The sequence below is a fragment of the Arthrobacter sp. yr096 genome, from assembly GCF_900108925.1.
Lineage (GTDB): Bacteria > Actinomycetota > Actinomycetes > Actinomycetales > Micrococcaceae > Arthrobacter.
The window spans coordinates 1-13,337 of record NZ_FNYI01000013.1; the positions used below are offsets into that span (position 1 = coordinate 1).

Annotated in this window: 18 protein-coding genes; 10 read left to right on the forward strand and 8 right to left on the reverse strand. The window is 60.8% G+C overall.

The window, feature by feature from the left end; translation table 11 throughout:
- On the forward strand, window positions 1–208 hold a 208-nt coding region (locus BMY91_RS23325), incomplete at its 5' end, for a hypothetical protein (RefSeq protein WP_218143864.1).
- On the opposite strand, the gene BMY91_RS21520 is transcribed toward BMY91_RS23325, so the two are convergent.
- Together BMY91_RS21520 and BMY91_RS21525 are read right to left on the reverse strand one after the other, a co-directional pair.
- The gene (locus tag BMY91_RS21520; protein WP_090825759.1) at window positions 205–480 is read right to left on the reverse strand and encodes a hypothetical protein; all 276 of its coding nucleotides are present in this window, start codon (window positions 478–480) and stop codon (window positions 205–207) included. The two genes, BMY91_RS23325 and BMY91_RS21520, sit on opposite strands and share 4 nt — an antisense overlap.
- Window positions 481–556: 76 nt before the next feature.
- A complete protein-coding gene (locus BMY91_RS21525; protein ID WP_090825762.1) occupies window positions 557–991 on the reverse strand; it encodes a hypothetical protein in 435 nt (144 codons plus the stop codon).
- A gap of 1,351 nt (window positions 992–2,342) precedes the next feature.
- On the opposite strand from BMY91_RS21525, the gene BMY91_RS21540 reads away from it, so the two are divergent.
- The 8 genes from BMY91_RS21540 to BMY91_RS23230 all read left to right on the forward strand — a co-directional run bounded on the left by BMY91_RS21540 (window position 2,343) and on the right by BMY91_RS23230 (window position 7,747).
- On the forward strand, window positions 2,343–2,537 hold the full coding sequence (locus BMY91_RS21540; RefSeq protein WP_090825771.1) for a hypothetical protein: 195 nt from the start codon (window positions 2,343–2,345) through the stop codon (window positions 2,535–2,537).
- A gap of 9 nt (window positions 2,538–2,546) precedes the next feature.
- Window positions 2,547–2,927: a hypothetical protein gene (locus BMY91_RS21545; RefSeq protein WP_218143865.1), complete on the forward strand. Its 381-nt coding sequence runs from the start codon at window positions 2,547–2,549 to the stop codon at window positions 2,925–2,927.
- A gap of 2 nt (window positions 2,928–2,929) precedes the next feature.
- The gene (locus BMY91_RS21550; RefSeq protein WP_090825774.1) at window positions 2,930–3,946 is read left to right on the forward strand and encodes an ATP-dependent DNA ligase; all 1,017 of its coding nucleotides are present in this window, start codon (window positions 2,930–2,932) and stop codon (window positions 3,944–3,946) included.
- A 1,180-nt stretch (window positions 3,947–5,126) separates the two neighbouring features.
- Window positions 5,127–5,558 (forward strand): LexA family protein, encoded by a 432-nt coding sequence (locus BMY91_RS21555; RefSeq protein ID WP_090825777.1) that lies wholly within the window; start codon window positions 5,127–5,129, stop codon window positions 5,556–5,558.
- Window positions 5,551–6,849 carry a Y-family DNA polymerase gene (locus BMY91_RS21560; protein ID WP_177179977.1) on the forward strand — a complete coding sequence of 433 codons (1,299 nt, stop codon included), beginning with the start codon at window positions 5,551–5,553 and terminating at the stop codon, window positions 6,847–6,849. The genes BMY91_RS21555 and BMY91_RS21560 overlap by 8 nt, the downstream gene beginning before the upstream one ends.
- A 29-nt stretch (window positions 6,850–6,878) precedes the next feature.
- Window positions 6,879–7,193: a hypothetical protein gene (locus tag BMY91_RS21565; protein ID WP_090825783.1), complete on the forward strand. Its 315-nt coding sequence runs from the start codon at window positions 6,879–6,881 to the stop codon at window positions 7,191–7,193.
- Window positions 7,181–7,594, forward strand: a complete 414-nt coding sequence (locus BMY91_RS21570; protein WP_090825786.1) for a hypothetical protein — start codon at window positions 7,181–7,183, stop codon at window positions 7,592–7,594. Before BMY91_RS21565 ends, BMY91_RS21570 begins: the two co-directional genes overlap by 13 nt.
- 9 nt (window positions 7,595–7,603) lie before the next feature.
- A complete protein-coding gene (locus BMY91_RS23230; protein WP_177179978.1) occupies window positions 7,604–7,747 on the forward strand; it encodes a hypothetical protein in 144 nt (47 codons plus the stop codon).
- A gap of 457 nt (window positions 7,748–8,204) precedes the next feature.
- Here BMY91_RS23230 and BMY91_RS21575 read toward each other — a convergent pair whose 3' ends face one another.
- The 3 genes from BMY91_RS21575 to BMY91_RS21585 all read right to left on the reverse strand — a co-directional run bounded on the left by BMY91_RS21575 (window position 8,205) and on the right by BMY91_RS21585 (window position 9,866).
- Window positions 8,205–8,732 (reverse strand): hypothetical protein, encoded by a 528-nt coding sequence (locus BMY91_RS21575; RefSeq protein WP_090825789.1) that lies wholly within the window; start codon window positions 8,730–8,732, stop codon window positions 8,205–8,207.
- A gap of 160 nt (window positions 8,733–8,892) precedes the next feature.
- Entirely contained in the window at window positions 8,893–9,075 is a 183-nt protein-coding gene (locus BMY91_RS21580; protein WP_090825791.1) for a YegP family protein, read from the reverse strand.
- 86 nt (window positions 9,076–9,161) lie between these two features.
- Window positions 9,162–9,866 (reverse strand): SOS response-associated peptidase, encoded by a 705-nt coding sequence (locus BMY91_RS21585; protein ID WP_090825794.1) that lies wholly within the window; start codon window positions 9,864–9,866, stop codon window positions 9,162–9,164.
- Between the two features lie 214 nt (window positions 9,867–10,080).
- Here BMY91_RS21585 and BMY91_RS21590 point away from each other — a divergent pair, with 214 nt between their 5' ends.
- Window positions 10,081–10,950 (forward strand): DUF6602 domain-containing protein, encoded by an 870-nt coding sequence (locus tag BMY91_RS21590; RefSeq protein WP_143054091.1) that lies wholly within the window; start codon window positions 10,081–10,083, stop codon window positions 10,948–10,950.
- On the opposite strand, the gene BMY91_RS21595 is transcribed toward BMY91_RS21590, so the two are convergent.
- The 3 genes from BMY91_RS21595 to BMY91_RS21605 form a co-directional block, all read right to left on the reverse strand.
- Window positions 10,934–11,449 carry a hypothetical protein gene (locus BMY91_RS21595; RefSeq protein WP_090825799.1) on the reverse strand — a complete coding sequence of 172 codons (516 nt, stop codon included), beginning with the start codon at window positions 11,447–11,449 and terminating at the stop codon, window positions 10,934–10,936. The genes BMY91_RS21590 and BMY91_RS21595 overlap by 17 nt on opposite strands.
- 2 nt (window positions 11,450–11,451) lie before the next feature.
- Window positions 11,452–12,621 carry an ImmA/IrrE family metallo-endopeptidase gene (locus tag BMY91_RS21600; RefSeq protein WP_177179979.1) on the reverse strand — a complete coding sequence of 390 codons (1,170 nt, stop codon included), beginning with the start codon at window positions 12,619–12,621 and terminating at the stop codon, window positions 11,452–11,454.
- Window positions 12,622–12,682: 61 nt separating this feature from the next.
- On the reverse strand, window positions 12,683–13,291 hold the full coding sequence (locus BMY91_RS21605; protein ID WP_256212871.1) for a recombinase family protein: 609 nt from the start codon (window positions 13,289–13,291) through the stop codon (window positions 12,683–12,685).
- Between the last annotated feature and the right edge of the window lie 46 nt (window positions 13,292–13,337).

A 13,337-nucleotide genomic window follows, 5' to 3' on the forward strand; every position in this document is an offset into this window, starting at 1 on the left:
AAAGGGTGCGAGCCCTGCGAGCATGCTCTGCCCTGGCCCCTGCGGATCCACCCAGGTCAATCCCCGCCAAGGCTTGCCGCACGCACCAGGTGCGTGGTGCCGGCCGGTTGCGGGAACGGCGGTCCGTCGCCGGCAACCACCCACCCAGGCGACCACCCGCGGCGGACCGCCCGCCCACCAAGGCGAACGGCCCACCGGCTCCTTTTAGAGGAACGTAGGGCGGTGTTCTGCGGCGAACAGGATGGCTACGGCTTCGTTGTGCCAGTCCAGTGCCGCGTATTGCCGGGTGGTGTCCAGTTCGACGCGGTTGACGCGGGCCTCGGTGGTGACGGCGTCGGCCATGCCTCGGATGTGCGCGGCGAGGTCTGCGGCGTAGTCGGTGCTGTAGGCCACGGGGGACTTCTCAACGATCGCGGCGAGGGTTTCGAGGAAGACCACGGCTTGGGCGGGGCTGTTGGCGATGGTGCGGTTTTCGGCCATTGTTCTGGGTCCTTTGCTTTGGGATTGGGGCCTTGCCGGGCGGTGGGGGTTCCGCCCGGCAAGGAGTCGAGGGGTCTTAGGCGGCGGCTGTTTGGAACACGGGCGGAATCCGGTAGCGGCTAGGAAGCTCTGCGGCGGCTTCGGGCAGCTCTGCCGGGCCGTGGGCTTGTCCGTTCTTCCAGTGGAGGAATGCCTGTTCACTGATCGCATCCCAGTACCGGGCTTTGGTCCGGTAAAACGTCGTCTTCACGTCGCCCTCGCAATAGGTGGCCAAGCCGAACAGGTTGCCGATTTCATCGGCGGTGCGGATCCCGGCGACCATGACGTAGGGCCACTGGCCCAAGTCCCAGCCCTCGGAACCCCAACTGGGCATCACGGCCCAGCCGTGCTCTGAGATGAGTCCCATCCAGTCGTAGCCGTCGTTCATGTGGTAGTCGCCCAGCACGGTAACGCCGTCGATGGTTTCGCCGGTGTCCTCGGTGGTCACCGTGGTGGTGGTGATTGCGTTCATGTGGTGTTTGTCCTTCTTGTCCGAGAAGTTGGGTGGGTGGGGCGACCTAGGTGACCGGCCAGCTTCCCCTCTCCCCCGTTGTTTTTTGGCTGCTGGCGAAGCTTGCGGAGCTGTGGCCGACGGAGGCCTGTCTACCCTTGGGCAAGGTGTGGGAAATTCCCGGAGGAAATAAGCGACGCAGGAGCGCCGGAGGGACATTTCCTGCTCCGCAGGCCCCGGAGCCTGCGGAGGGGCTAGACGGGGTGGAGCGGACACGTACAATCCGAAGGACAGCAGCCAAAAAACGTCGTAGACACATCAGGGCCAGGGTGTCCGGAGCTCTGCGACGGCGCGCCATGGACCCAACAGCCGGCCATGGAGCGAAGCGGAATGGACGCCCAAAGGGGTGCGAGCCCTGCGAGCATGCTTGTTCTCCGAGTGTTGTCAGAAGGAGTGGTGGGTAGTGGGACTGAGAGACTTTCTGAGCAGGCGCCGAAAGACCGCGGAATCTTCCGACCTGGAGGCGGCGTGGGTTGAGCTGCGGCAGACCATCGACGATTCCAAGGTGACGTCGTTTCGCGCTTGCAGCCGTAACGGGCGCTCTTGGGCGGAGGACCCGGAGGCGGTGCGGGCGATTGCCGCGACGATTGGGCGCATCATGAAGGACACGGCTGAAGGTCCGAAGGACAGCCCGGCCCGGTAGGGCGGGCAGCCGCGTGGCGGGCCCGCCCCGGATCCGGCTAGCTTTCGTCTTCCTTGGGGACTTTGGAATTGGCGCGGTACGCCATGATCGAAGCTCCCAGTGCTGTGAGCGAGAGAACGAAGTTCACGATGGTCAGCGGTTCCATGAGGTTTCCTTATCGGTGAGTAGGACCTAATCTGAGAAGGAGCCGGTGGCCGCAACCGAAGCGGTCACGACCACCGGGTTTCGTAGCTACACCTACTTCCTTGCTTTACGCTTACGCTTCCGAGTTCCAGCTCGGGAGCGTTTGCTCTTTAAGCGCGCGTTCCGCAGGGAGAGTAGAGCGATGACAGCTGTCATCAAGCTCACGACCGAAGTCGCGAGCTTGATCGCTTCGTCGATGCTCATGTAGCCACCTCCTTCCTGCCCCGCCGTGCGAGGCCCCCACTGGTCCAGCCGGTCGAGGGTGGGCCGTCAACCCCGAAGAGTGACCGGGGAATCCCGCGAAATAAGGGAGCGCAGCGACCGCGTGGGATTGGCCGGTTGCGTGGGTTGACGGGTCGGGCCCCCGGACGGCTACGATCAGTGGCCTTGTACGGAGAACAACCCAGCCACATGTAAGGCAAAGAAGGGCTACAGGCCGAAGCGCAGCGAAGGTCCGTTCTGGTCTTGGTCCTTTACGCTGGGGCCATGGACAAGAAGAAAGCAGCGCTGACCTGGGCGCTATTGGGAACCAGCTTCCTCCTGTACGGCCTCTACTGCGCACTGACAACCGGTGGCACCTGGTACCTCATCGCTTCCGCCGCAATCCTGGTCGCTTCCGGCACGGTCTGCCTCGCAAGCGCGGTTCAGATCATGCGCCGCCCGGACCAGCAACGCTACTAGCCCGGCGGGATGACCACGGCAAAGAAGATTCAATTCGACCTCAGCGATGAGGAACGGCTGCTCCTGTGGCGGGGCTTTCTCGAATGGGGTGGGCCTGCCCGCCCCACAGACGCAATGGCGGTCGCCATTGGATTCAGCGACGTTGACGATCTGTTGCTCGAAGGTGATCGCATCGGCGAGGACATCCGGATGGGCAGACCCCTCAGCAAGGCCGATTGGCGCCGGGCATTGCTGGCCACCGAGATAGTTTTCGCCAGCAACGTTATGGGCGCAGGACTCGACTGGTCCATCACAACCGGCTTCCAGGACGATGAAACCATATGGATGCTCCGGTCGCTTCAACGCCGGATGGGTGGCGCACGCGATTGGCCCAATCCGCAGGAGCAGTAGTCATGGCCGAGTCCATCCCAGCGGCACTGCAACCCCCGGTTGCTGTTGCCCTGGCGAAACTGGTCAAGGCTCTTCCCGGCTCTAATGCGCTCCCGGGCGCTTCCTACTACGAGCCCAAATGGGACGGCTATAGGGCGGTCCTTGTCGTCGACGCCGAATCCGTGACGCTTTGGTCCCGGCAGGGCAAAGACCTCACGAGGGTATTCCCTGACCTTGCCGCCGCCGCTGCAGCGCAGATCCCGCCCGGGTGCGTTATCGACGGTGAAGCCGTCATCTGGAACGGGGACCGGCTGGACTTCGACGCGCTGCAGCGGCGAATGGTCACGGCCCGGGCGGCGATGCCGGCTCTGGTTCACCAGTTGCCGGCCTCTTTCGCGGCCTTCGACGTCTTGGCCGTCGCAGGGCAAGACATCAGGAGCGTACCGTTCACTGGCCGCCGGTCCTTACTCGAGGAGCTTGCAAAGGAATGGACCGCCCCGCTGAACCTCTCCCCCACCACAACAGACCGGGAGCTGGCACAGGCCTGGCTGCGGGATTTGCCCGCCACCGGCGTGGAAGGCCTCGTGGTCAAAGGCGGAGCCCAGACCTACGAGCCGGGGGCCAGGGCGTGGTTGAAGGTCAAGCACAAAGACGTCACCGACGTGGTGTGCGCGGCCGTCATCGGCCCACTGAGCCAGCCACAGGCGATCATCGCCGGCCTGCCGGTCGATGGGCAGCTGCGCATCGTAGGCCGCTCCACGGTGCTTTCAACGCGGATAGGGCGCGAGCTGGGCCGCCAGCTCCGACCGGCGCAGCCCGGGCATCCCTGGCCCGCAGAAATCACCGAAACCTCGCTGAACCGGTTCAGCAAAGACAAAGGGACAGTACGGCTGACGTTGATCGAACCGATCGTTGTGGAAATCGCGTCCGACGTCGCATGGACCGGCAAGTCCTACCGCCACCCAATCAAACTGCTCCGCACCAGACCCGAACTCGACCCCGCCGACGTCGAACTACCGCCACACCTTAAAGACCGGTAACCCTTCCGGTCGCGGTGGACGGGTTGTGCCCACTGGGGGCAGGTGGAGCCCTCCGCACAGCTCAAAGCTGTCCCCTATTGGCGTGCAACCCGTCCATGTCCCGCCACGCCGGAGCACTAGAGCTGTCGGAATTCCGACAGAAGAGCGGTGCACGGTTCGCTACTGAATCGACGAAGGGATTCGGGGTCCAGAGTAGCCTCGCCGTGGTTGGGGGTCGGACCCCGACCCCCAACCCACTCGAAGGGGGTGAGTTCGCCGGCGGCGCCAAAACTTGCGAGTTTATGAAAGAAGTCTGGAGGCAGGGCCAACCCTGTTGAATTCGCATTCTTTTGCTATTTCCCTAAAGCTCAGAATGGGTTTATCATTGTGTTACCCCAACTCCTTGGGGCACGGATAACCCGCCATCCCATGGCGGGTTCTGGCTGAAAGGGGGTGGGTCTTATCTGTGATGTCGATCCGGAGCTAGCTAAAAAGCAAGCAGCCGTGCGGCGCCTCAAGTTGCTTAGGTTGGCAATGGGCGTCTGCACGGCTGCTGTTGTTCTCGCTACCGCAGTGAAAGACTTGATCGGTTAACCCATCAAACGCGTGGTGGTCCAGTTCCCGCTGGGCCGCCACGCTGTCTTTCCCCAGATGAGCCCGTTGCCTAGGTCGCTGACCTCGGGATCATAGGGTTACGCGGTACTTATAGAGTATCGCAATCATGTGATCATGCAATCATGTTTTACATGAAAAAATAAACATGAATCTTCATGAGAACATTTTTCATGATTCTAATAATGTGATCCGATAATTTTTCATGAACTTATGGCTCACTCTTTTTATGGTGTGAGAAGTGGTGGAGCTTTCGTACTGTATGAAAGATCTAGTACAGAACTTTCATACAGCAGGAACGTCGCAGCCCAGAACTTTCGTAGTGTACGAGAGTTGCGCCCCAGCGCTTCCCAGCGTCGTAGCCTCTGGCTTGAGCGACTTCGGATAGTTGGTATCTCCTACACTGCCCCCTACTCAGAAGGGCACTGCGATCTGCAACCGGCCGCGTCGGTGGGGCAAGTTGAAGCCGCCGAGTAGAGGGGCCTCCTACCGACCCCCTCGAGAAGCCCTCCAAAAAAACTCAGGGACCTATCCTGTCGGCCCCCTGGAGTATGGTTAATCGAACATAGATTCGAATAAAGGGTGTGTTGTGGGCGTGGTAGTTGGCCCCCGTGTGATAGACGCGGGACTCTCTCTGGTGACAGCTTTACTGGCACCCGTTACGGTGGCCGCCGGCTATCCCTCTCCCGCCCAGGACTACTTCGACGGCCGGATCGACCTCAACGAACACCTGGTCAAAGACGTGACCAGCACCTTCATCGTCCGGGTCACCGGCCAGTCCATGGAACGGGCTGGCATCAGCGACGGTGACGAGCTGGTGGTGAACCGGGCACTGGAACCGAAGGACGGTTCCGTGGTCGTCGCGGTCCTCGACGGTGAGTTGACGATCAAGCGGCTACGAATCACACCCTCGGGCGTGATCCTGCAGGCAGACAACCCCCGCTTCCCCGATATCAAGGTTCCGCCATTGTCGGAATTGACCATCTGGGGCGTGGCCACGAGGTGCCTGCACCATGTCTAAGCCCGCGGTGATGCGCCGGATGCAGGAAATCGCGCACGTGGACGTGAACTGCTTTTACGCCTCGGCCGAGCGTGCCTTCAACCCTTCCCTGGAGGGCAAACCGGTCATTGTGCTCTCCAACAATGACGGCTGCGCGGTCACCCGCTCCCCTGAAGCGAAGCGCCTGGGCATTGGCCTGGGGGATCCGTGGTTCAAGCTCCGGCCCCGGGCCAAGGAGTGGGGCCTGGTGGCCTTGTCGAGCAACTACGAGCTATACGGGGACATCTCGGCCCGGGTGATGGAGCTGCTGGGCCGCTACTCAGCCTGGCTGGAGGTCTACTCCATCGATGAGGCGTTCCTGGGCGTCAAGGGCGAACCGGACGAGCTGCTGGAACTGGGCCGGACGATGAAGGCCGCGTGCCGGCGGCACGTCGGCGTGCCGGTCTGCGTCGGGATCGCCCCGACGAAGACCCTGGCGAAGCTATGCAACAAGTGGGCGAAGAACAACCCTGCCTTCAACGGAGTCTGCCGGTGGGAGTCAGTGCCCGCCACGCACCGCGAAGCGCTGATGGCCAAGCTGTCTGTGATCGAAATCTGGGGCGTGGCCACCAGGCTGACCAAACGCCTGAACGCGATGGGGATCTTCTCGATCCTGGACCTGACCCGGGCGAACCCAGTCACGATCAGGGACAAGTTCTCCATCGTCATGATGCGCACCGTCCTGGAACTGCAGGGAACACCCTGCATCCCGATGGAAGAGGAACGGATCGGCAGGGACCAGCTGATCTTCTCCCGATCCTTCTCCACACCGATCACCACAACTGCAGGGCTGCGGCAGGTCATGAGCGTCTACGCGCAAATGGCCTCCGCACGCCTGGCCAAACACGACCTGCAAGCCAAGGTGCTGACGGCGTTCGCGGCGACGTCGCACTTCAACCCGAACGAAAAGTCCTTCCCCTCTGTCTGTCTTGCGTTGCCGATGCCGACAGCTGACCCGGTGCTGCTGACCCGGGCAGCCCACGCACTGCTCCCCCAGGTCCACGAGGGCGTGAAATACGTCAGGGCCGGGATCATGGTCACCGACCTGCGCCCCTCCGGGAACCAGAAACCCTTGGAACTGTTCGAGAACCCCCACGAAGAACGGGGCATTGGGATCCTGTTGGAGGACGTGACGAAACGGTACGGCCGTGGCTCCATCGGCTTGGGCCATGCCGGGATCAAAGGCGGGCCGGACTGGTCCATGAAACGCGACATGCTCTCCCCCAGGTACACCACCCACTGGGACGAACTCCCCCTCGTCAAGGCCGCCTGACCGGCGCCAAGGTAAGAAAGAAAACCACCATGACTCTTGCACCCGAATCACCCACCACCGGCCACGACGTCGATGTCCGATTCAGCCCCGACGGCACCCCGTTGGCGATCCGTCACGACGGCCGGATCTGGATGGTCGATCCCGACGTCCACACCGCGCACTGGTTCACCAGGGACTCATGGTGGGAAACCCGGAACCGGGCAGCGATCGGAACCGGCGACCTGGTCAGCATCGAGCACTGGCAGGTCCAAGCCAAACTGCCGTCCGCCAACGCGGAACTTCGAACCTTCACATTGCGGCGGGAGCCTTTGGCTACCGGGTGGCAGCTGGAATGCATCAGCTAGTGCCGGCTGACTTGTACCGATCCCCCATCCCCGAGCAATTGTGGGAGCGGATCCGCAACGAGTTCCAGCTGCCTTCCCTGGAGCAGGTCCACGAAAGGCTCTCCGCCATCCACGAGGATCCCGAACCGATGATGCGGCAGCTGGTCCGCGTCTTCATCGACGACGAAGGGACATACTGCCCTGGTTTCCAGTTCCGCCCAGACCTGACCTTGGACCCGGTGGTGCTGGAACTCTTCAAACGGGCCATGGAGCTACGGATCCCACACAATTACTTCGCGCTCTGGATGATGCTCCCCTCTCCCGCCCTGCAGGGATCTCGGCCCGTGGACCTCCGACGCAGCGACAGGACATCGGCCCTGCTCGTGGGGCTCGAACGGACCTTCCCGGGAAAGGCGGCCTAAAATATGGGAGTGAAAGTAACCCTGACAGTAGAGGCCGGCACCGGCGAACTAAGCCATGTCGACGCCGAAGGCGAGACGTACGAGAACGCCAAAGCGGCCGCCGAAACACTGATCCCGGAAGGTTCCAAAGCTATTGCCATCCGTACGAGCTAACAGACGCTCGTACGTGGAATCGGCGCACCACATAGCCGCCTACGTTCAGCGCACTGGCGGCCTTCCTACCTCCGATGGTCAGAGTGGAAGTGAGGCTGAACGCCTCGCCGGAGCTCTCGTTGCTCTACGACATCAGAAGCGGCGCGGCCGTCTCGCGGACGAAGCCATACAGATACTCGACTCAGTATTCCCGGCCTGGTCGGACGGCACCACACTCAAAATTGAACGTCAGTGGCAAACTCGGGCGACGGAGTTCATCAACTGGGTCAACGAGAACGGCAGACGACCACACCGCAACTCCGGGGACCCAACCGAAAGGGCACTGGCCGGTTGGGTCGCGAGGCAAAAAGTGTATGCCAACAAGGGCCAATACCCTGGCCGTATCAAAGAACTCAACACACGTATGCCTGGATGGGACCGCACCCCTGATCCCAAGCCTTCGAGCTGACTCGCAAGGCTACTTGTCGGCCCAGCGTTCGTGTGCGGCTTGGCGGCTGATCCCGGCGGCCCGCCCGATGTCGGTCCAGGAAGCGCCGGCTGCCTTCGCGGCCGCGACGGTCTTATCCAGCCTGTGCCCGGCCTGTCGGTGCTCCTTCGCCGCTGCTTCCACACCCAGGATTGCCTCGGACGGTGCGATGTGGACATGCCATTCCTCCTGAACGGCGTCCTCCACCTCCATCGAGACATACGCGGCGTCCCCTAAGGGGACGTATTCCTTGCGCGTAGCAATGTCAGCCTCTTCAGGCGTGAAGACCCGTCGCCACAGTTCTCCCTGCCACCCACAGGTGCAGGCACCACGCCAGCTCATAATGAGGTCGTGCGGGACGATCTCCTCATTGGGGTCGGATTCCCCTGCCGGTTGGTAGTGTCCGGTGATCCCGTGGAAGAGTATTCCCGCACTGGTTGAGCTTCCTGAGAGGCGTCCGTCGGGTGCGATTTCAGCCACGTAGCCCTCGTGTTGGTAGTCGTTGGATGTCCAGCCCATGGCTTCACGCCTTCCTGTCAGGGTTTCCTGACAGGAAGTCTGTCAGGAGCCACCGACAATATCCAGAGCCGGGAAACGTGCACGAGCCAACAAGGCCCCCACTGCTGCTCTCTGGCAGCTTGCGGGGGCCTCGCGTTCTATACCTGGCGGATCGTTGTGGTTAGGAGCCGGTCAGGTCCACGACGTCGGAACCGGCGTTGTTCTTCACTGAGGTAATGCCACTAAGGGCTGCGGCCTTGGTGGTGTATGACTCACTGCTGGCGATGACCTCACCGTTGCCGGCCTTCAACCGGAACCGGAAACCACCGGACTTGTCTTTGTAAACTTCGAACTTTCCTGCCATGCGTGATCCTCCTTCTTGGTGCCCACCCCCACGGGCGGCAATACGGGGAACTGTCCTAACGAGGTCATCCTAACCGCCCGGGTACCTCACTCGGCTGGTTCAATCAGCTCGGGTCCGTTGTTCCGGACACTATTCACACGGGTGCTGACAATCCGGGGCGTCAGAGTCGGTTCCGGCAAGGAGTCCAACAGATGTTGGACGTCGGCCTTGTCGGTCAGGTCAGGGTCGAGCCATTCCGCGAAGCGGTCCTGCGGGATGATGACCGGTGAACGGTCGTGGACGTGCCCCAGCGCATCCTGTGTCGTTGTGGTCAGGACTGTGCAGGTCAGTAGCCAGCGTTCGGGGTCGTCTTCGGGCAGCTCGGGATCGGGCCAGAACTCGTACAAGCCGGCGAAGCCCAGCAACGGTTCCTTCTCCGAGAACAGATAGTTCGGGATCTTCTTGCCCTCCTCGGACTTCTGCCACTCGTAATAACCTTCGGCAGGAACGATAGCCCTGCGCTTGACCGCAGCTGACCGGAACGACGGCTTCTCCAGGATCGTCTCACTCCGGGCATTGATGAGCTTGGACCCGATTTTGACATCCTTTGACCAAGACGGCACCAGACCCCACTTGGCGATCAGCAGGCGCCGGTCAAGAGTGCCTTCGTCCAGGCGTTCGGCCACTATCGGCACGTTCTGAGTCGGCGCCACGTTCCAGCTCGGCCCCGAAGGGCTGCCCTCAATTTCTTTGGCCTTAAAGTGGCTCAGAAGGTCGCTCGTTGCTTTGGACATCACGTATCTGCCGCACATGAGCCCATTCTGCCCGCAAAGCGAATGTCCTGGGCGGACTCATTACAGGTTCGCCGCGTTCTTTCCCGATTTCCGCCCATCCGGCCGGTCAGATCGTCACAATGCATGGAACAAAGAGAGTCAGTGTGCACCATGTGAAGGCGCGCCGGTACAAGGGTCAGGGCAGTGTCTCCATGGGGAAATACCGCCCCCTGCGGTCAGTAGAATCCCTATCATGACGACGCCGAAGCCCGCAGCCCCGCCCGCAGTCCAGAGGTACTGGAATGCCGTGTCCAATATGTTGCGTATCGAGTCAGAAGATATTGCTGGCCTGGTCACGCACCTGGGAACTAGAGGCACCGCAGATGAGAACTCGATAATCAAGCTGCTCGGCAAGGTTCTGCCACCTTCGACGCGGGTTTCCAACGGCGAAATAATCGACGCCGATGGGTCGATCTCCGCTCAAATGGATGCATTGATCCTAAGTAACACCTCGCATCCGATTCTATTTGCCCAGACTCCCGATGAACTGATTTTCCCGGTCGAATCTGTGCTGCTCGCTATCGAGATAAAGGGTGGCTTGAGCAAGAAGGATGTCGATACAGACATCCCGGGGAAGATCAGGAAGCACCAAAAGCTCGTCAGCCCCGGACACCAACTGCCTGTATTCGCAGTCTTCGCACACGATGCAACCTCTCATCCAAAGACCGTTGCGAACTGGTTCTTCGATATGCCGGAGGACGCCCGGCCCGACTTTTTTCTCGTAAACAACTCTTCCCTGTTCGGAATTCGCGATCCGGCGTCGGCGGACGGCTACCGAATCTCCATGCCGTTCGCACCGAAACCAGGCGAAAGCAATTCCCGCCCGATTGCCGAACTCGGGGGAACAGAAAACGGTTTCTGGTGGCCCATCAACACAGCATTGGGTGATCACGTCCGGGCAGACCACGGAGCGGGAATGCTGCTTTTTGTCAAGGCTGTCTTGGACGTCCTAAGCGCTCGAAAATACGCAGACGTGGCGTGGCTTGAGCGGTACCTCGACAAGGTCAGCACCAGGAGTGTTCGCTACACCAAAGGGAGCGACCCTGTCATGGAGCTTTCGTGACGACCGTGATATCCACGGATTCCAGGAAGTCCTTGACTGTGCAGTGCTCCATCCCCAAGACCGTGCAGGCTTCTGGAACTGTGCATCGGTTTTCCAGCGTAAAGTCCTCGTCTGAGACAACGATGACGTTATAACTGGACGTCATTTTTCGCGCCAGGGCGATAGTGACGATTGCCTGCTGCTGATCGGTCTCCTCGTTATCAGGATCCAAAATGTGCAGGTCTGGTGGGGTGGGGATCCCAAACTCCACACACACTGCGCTAACTGCAGGCCACCGGACCTCAGCCGCGTCTTTCAAGCTTCTCCAGCCCGAAGCCGCCCATATCGTTACAGGATCACCCTTGGCAAACCGCTGCCGTTCGTTCTTCGCAGCCTCGCAGTAGATGACCTGCGAATTGTCTCGAAGTTCCGTTAGTCGTTCGGTGAGCGTGTCATCGTCCGTTGCCAACTCGTTCAAGGTCTGCAGGGCCGAGCTGTCGAGTACATAGATCTGATCCACCGTTACACGGCCTCCCGGCCGAGAGTAAGGAAGCTCTGGAGCTCAGCCCTAGAGTGGAGATTGAGGGTTTTCCGGATTTCGATCTCAGACACGGCCGTGTACTGAAGGGCCTGACCAAACAGTCTCGCCAGACCAGATCCGTAGGCTGCGAGTCGCTTTTGCGGCCGAGTTTGACCCCCAGGGACGAAGCCCTTTTCCTCAGGCTCTACATAGTCTCCGGACACCGCATCCACCAAGCCGGCGTTAGCAAGTCCCAGCTGCTTGAGGCGGATAGCCACGGAGTAATGGCTGCAGTAAAAATACCCTGCAATGCGACGAACGGCGTCCACATCGCTGTCCTGGATGAAGTCCTTTTTCAGGTACTTCTCCATGTAGGTATCGAGTTCCGCCCTGGGCATCAGGAAGGCGGCCGCGAATCGGTTGCACCAGGCTTCCTCGCTTGTGCGTGCCTGCAAGTCGTGCTTATCGCAGGCTTTGTCCACTCCCCGTAGAAGATGCGCCAGTTCATGGAGGAGCGTGAATGAGCGCGCCTGCGGGTGCTTTACCTCCCCGTTTACAAATATCAGGGGCACGTAGTCATGATGGAGAGTGAAACCGCGCAACGCGTCGCCCTCGATCGGCAGAACGTTTGTCATGACGCCATGGCCTTCTAAGGCATCCCTGATGGCCACGAACAGGCGGGACTTGCTCTGAATGCGTTTGCGACGGTCCCGAATATCGCCCCACTGCAACCAATCGGCGACGCGGCCGGCGGCGTGCTCTGCCGCCATATTTGGGGGGATAGTGGGCAGTTGGACAGGAAGATGCCCCAGCTCTGCGCTTATTTTGGCGGCTGCTTGTTGGCGACGTTTAGCGTCTCTGACTGCGGCGCGTTCGTCGGGGTTGAGGGATCTCGCCTGACCAGTGTTGGACATTGGAGCCCGAAAATTGGCGTCCACAGAGTGCCGGCTCGTTGCGGGGGGCGCCGGAAGGGCAAAGAAGTAGATCGAGCGTCGAGTCGCTTTCGCGATGTACTTAAGGTCTTCCTCGTCAATCGTGAGAGGACCCGTTAGCTGTATGGACTGTGCAGCGCGCCAAGCCAGTCCGACTGCTTCGAGGATCTCATCTCTGTTAACGCCGGAGTCCTCCAACGCCCACTCAAGAACATCCCCTTGAACGGTGGCTTCAGTCATGTTGGCAATCCTAGGGCTTCGGCGGTCTTTCCCATCACATCCGGTGAGCAAGATGTCAGCTTCATGAAACGAGAGCCGCCTTCCGTGGAGCATGTTCGCCTTGACTAATGGTTTTGGGGCCCAATGCCCTCGTCAGTGACGAGACGCTTACTCCAAGCCGTTCAGCGATGTCATGCAAAGTTTTTCCTTCTTGACGTAACTGCGTTGCCGTTTCCAGCTTTCCCGCAGTCATCACCGTAGGCCTTCCGCCCGAGCGACCTCGGGCCTTGGCAGCAGCCAGACCCGCCTTGGTTCGTTCTGACAGCCTGGATCGTTCATATTCAGCAAGCGATGCGAACATGTCAAAGATGAGCTTCCCGTGCGCGCTGGTGGTGTCCAGCCAAGGCTCCGCGAGTGAACGGAACCCTATCCCCCGCTGCCCAAGAACCGTTACGATGTCGGCCAAGTCAGAGGTGCTGCGGCCTAGCCTGGTCAGGTCCGCCACCATGAGGATATTGCCGGGCTGAAGATAGCCGAGGCATTCCTTCCATCCCGCCCTCGCTTGGGTTGCTCCAGACGCGTGGTCCTGAAACACCCTCAACGCTCCGGCGGCCGCGAGAGCATCTACTTGTGCGTCCAAGGACTGACCCCGTGTACTGACCCTTGCGTATCCAATGACATTCCGCGACACGTCAAAAACCCTTTCGCGCCGGTTTTGGCCGAAGTTCTTTTCGAGA

Coding starts and splice junctions, on each gene's coding strand:
- BMY91_RS21520 (WP_090825759.1), bottom strand. CDS start 480: ATGGCCGAAAACCGCACCATCGCCAACAGCCCCGCCCAAGCCGTGGTC.
- BMY91_RS21525 (WP_090825762.1), bottom strand. CDS start 991: ATGAACGCAATCACCACCACCACGGTGACCACCGAGGACACCGGCGAA.
- BMY91_RS21540 (WP_090825771.1), top strand. CDS start 2,343: ATGGACAAGAAGAAAGCAGCGCTGACCTGGGCGCTATTGGGAACCAGC.
- BMY91_RS21545 (WP_218143865.1), top strand. CDS start 2,547: ATGACCACGGCAAAGAAGATTCAATTCGACCTCAGCGATGAGGAACGG.
- BMY91_RS21550 (WP_090825774.1), top strand. CDS start 2,930: ATGGCCGAGTCCATCCCAGCGGCACTGCAACCCCCGGTTGCTGTTGCC.
- BMY91_RS21560 (WP_177179977.1), top strand. CDS start 5,551: ATGTCTAAGCCCGCGGTGATGCGCCGGATGCAGGAAATCGCGCACGTG.
- BMY91_RS21565 (WP_090825783.1), top strand. CDS start 6,879: ATGACTCTTGCACCCGAATCACCCACCACCGGCCACGACGTCGATGTC.
- BMY91_RS21570 (WP_090825786.1), top strand. CDS start 7,181: ATGCATCAGCTAGTGCCGGCTGACTTGTACCGATCCCCCATCCCCGAG.
- BMY91_RS21575 (WP_090825789.1), bottom strand. CDS start 8,732: ATGGGCTGGACATCCAACGACTACCAACACGAGGGCTACGTGGCTGAA.
- BMY91_RS21580 (WP_090825791.1), bottom strand. CDS start 9,075: ATGGCAGGAAAGTTCGAAGTTTACAAAGACAAGTCCGGTGGTTTCCGG.
- BMY91_RS21585 (WP_090825794.1), bottom strand. CDS start 9,866: ATGTGCGGCAGATACGTGATGTCCAAAGCAACGAGCGACCTTCTGAGC.
- BMY91_RS21590 (WP_143054091.1), top strand. CDS start 10,081: ATGACGACGCCGAAGCCCGCAGCCCCGCCCGCAGTCCAGAGGTACTGG.
- BMY91_RS21600 (WP_177179979.1), bottom strand. CDS start 12,621: ATGACTGAAGCCACCGTTCAAGGGGATGTTCTTGAGTGGGCGTTGGAG.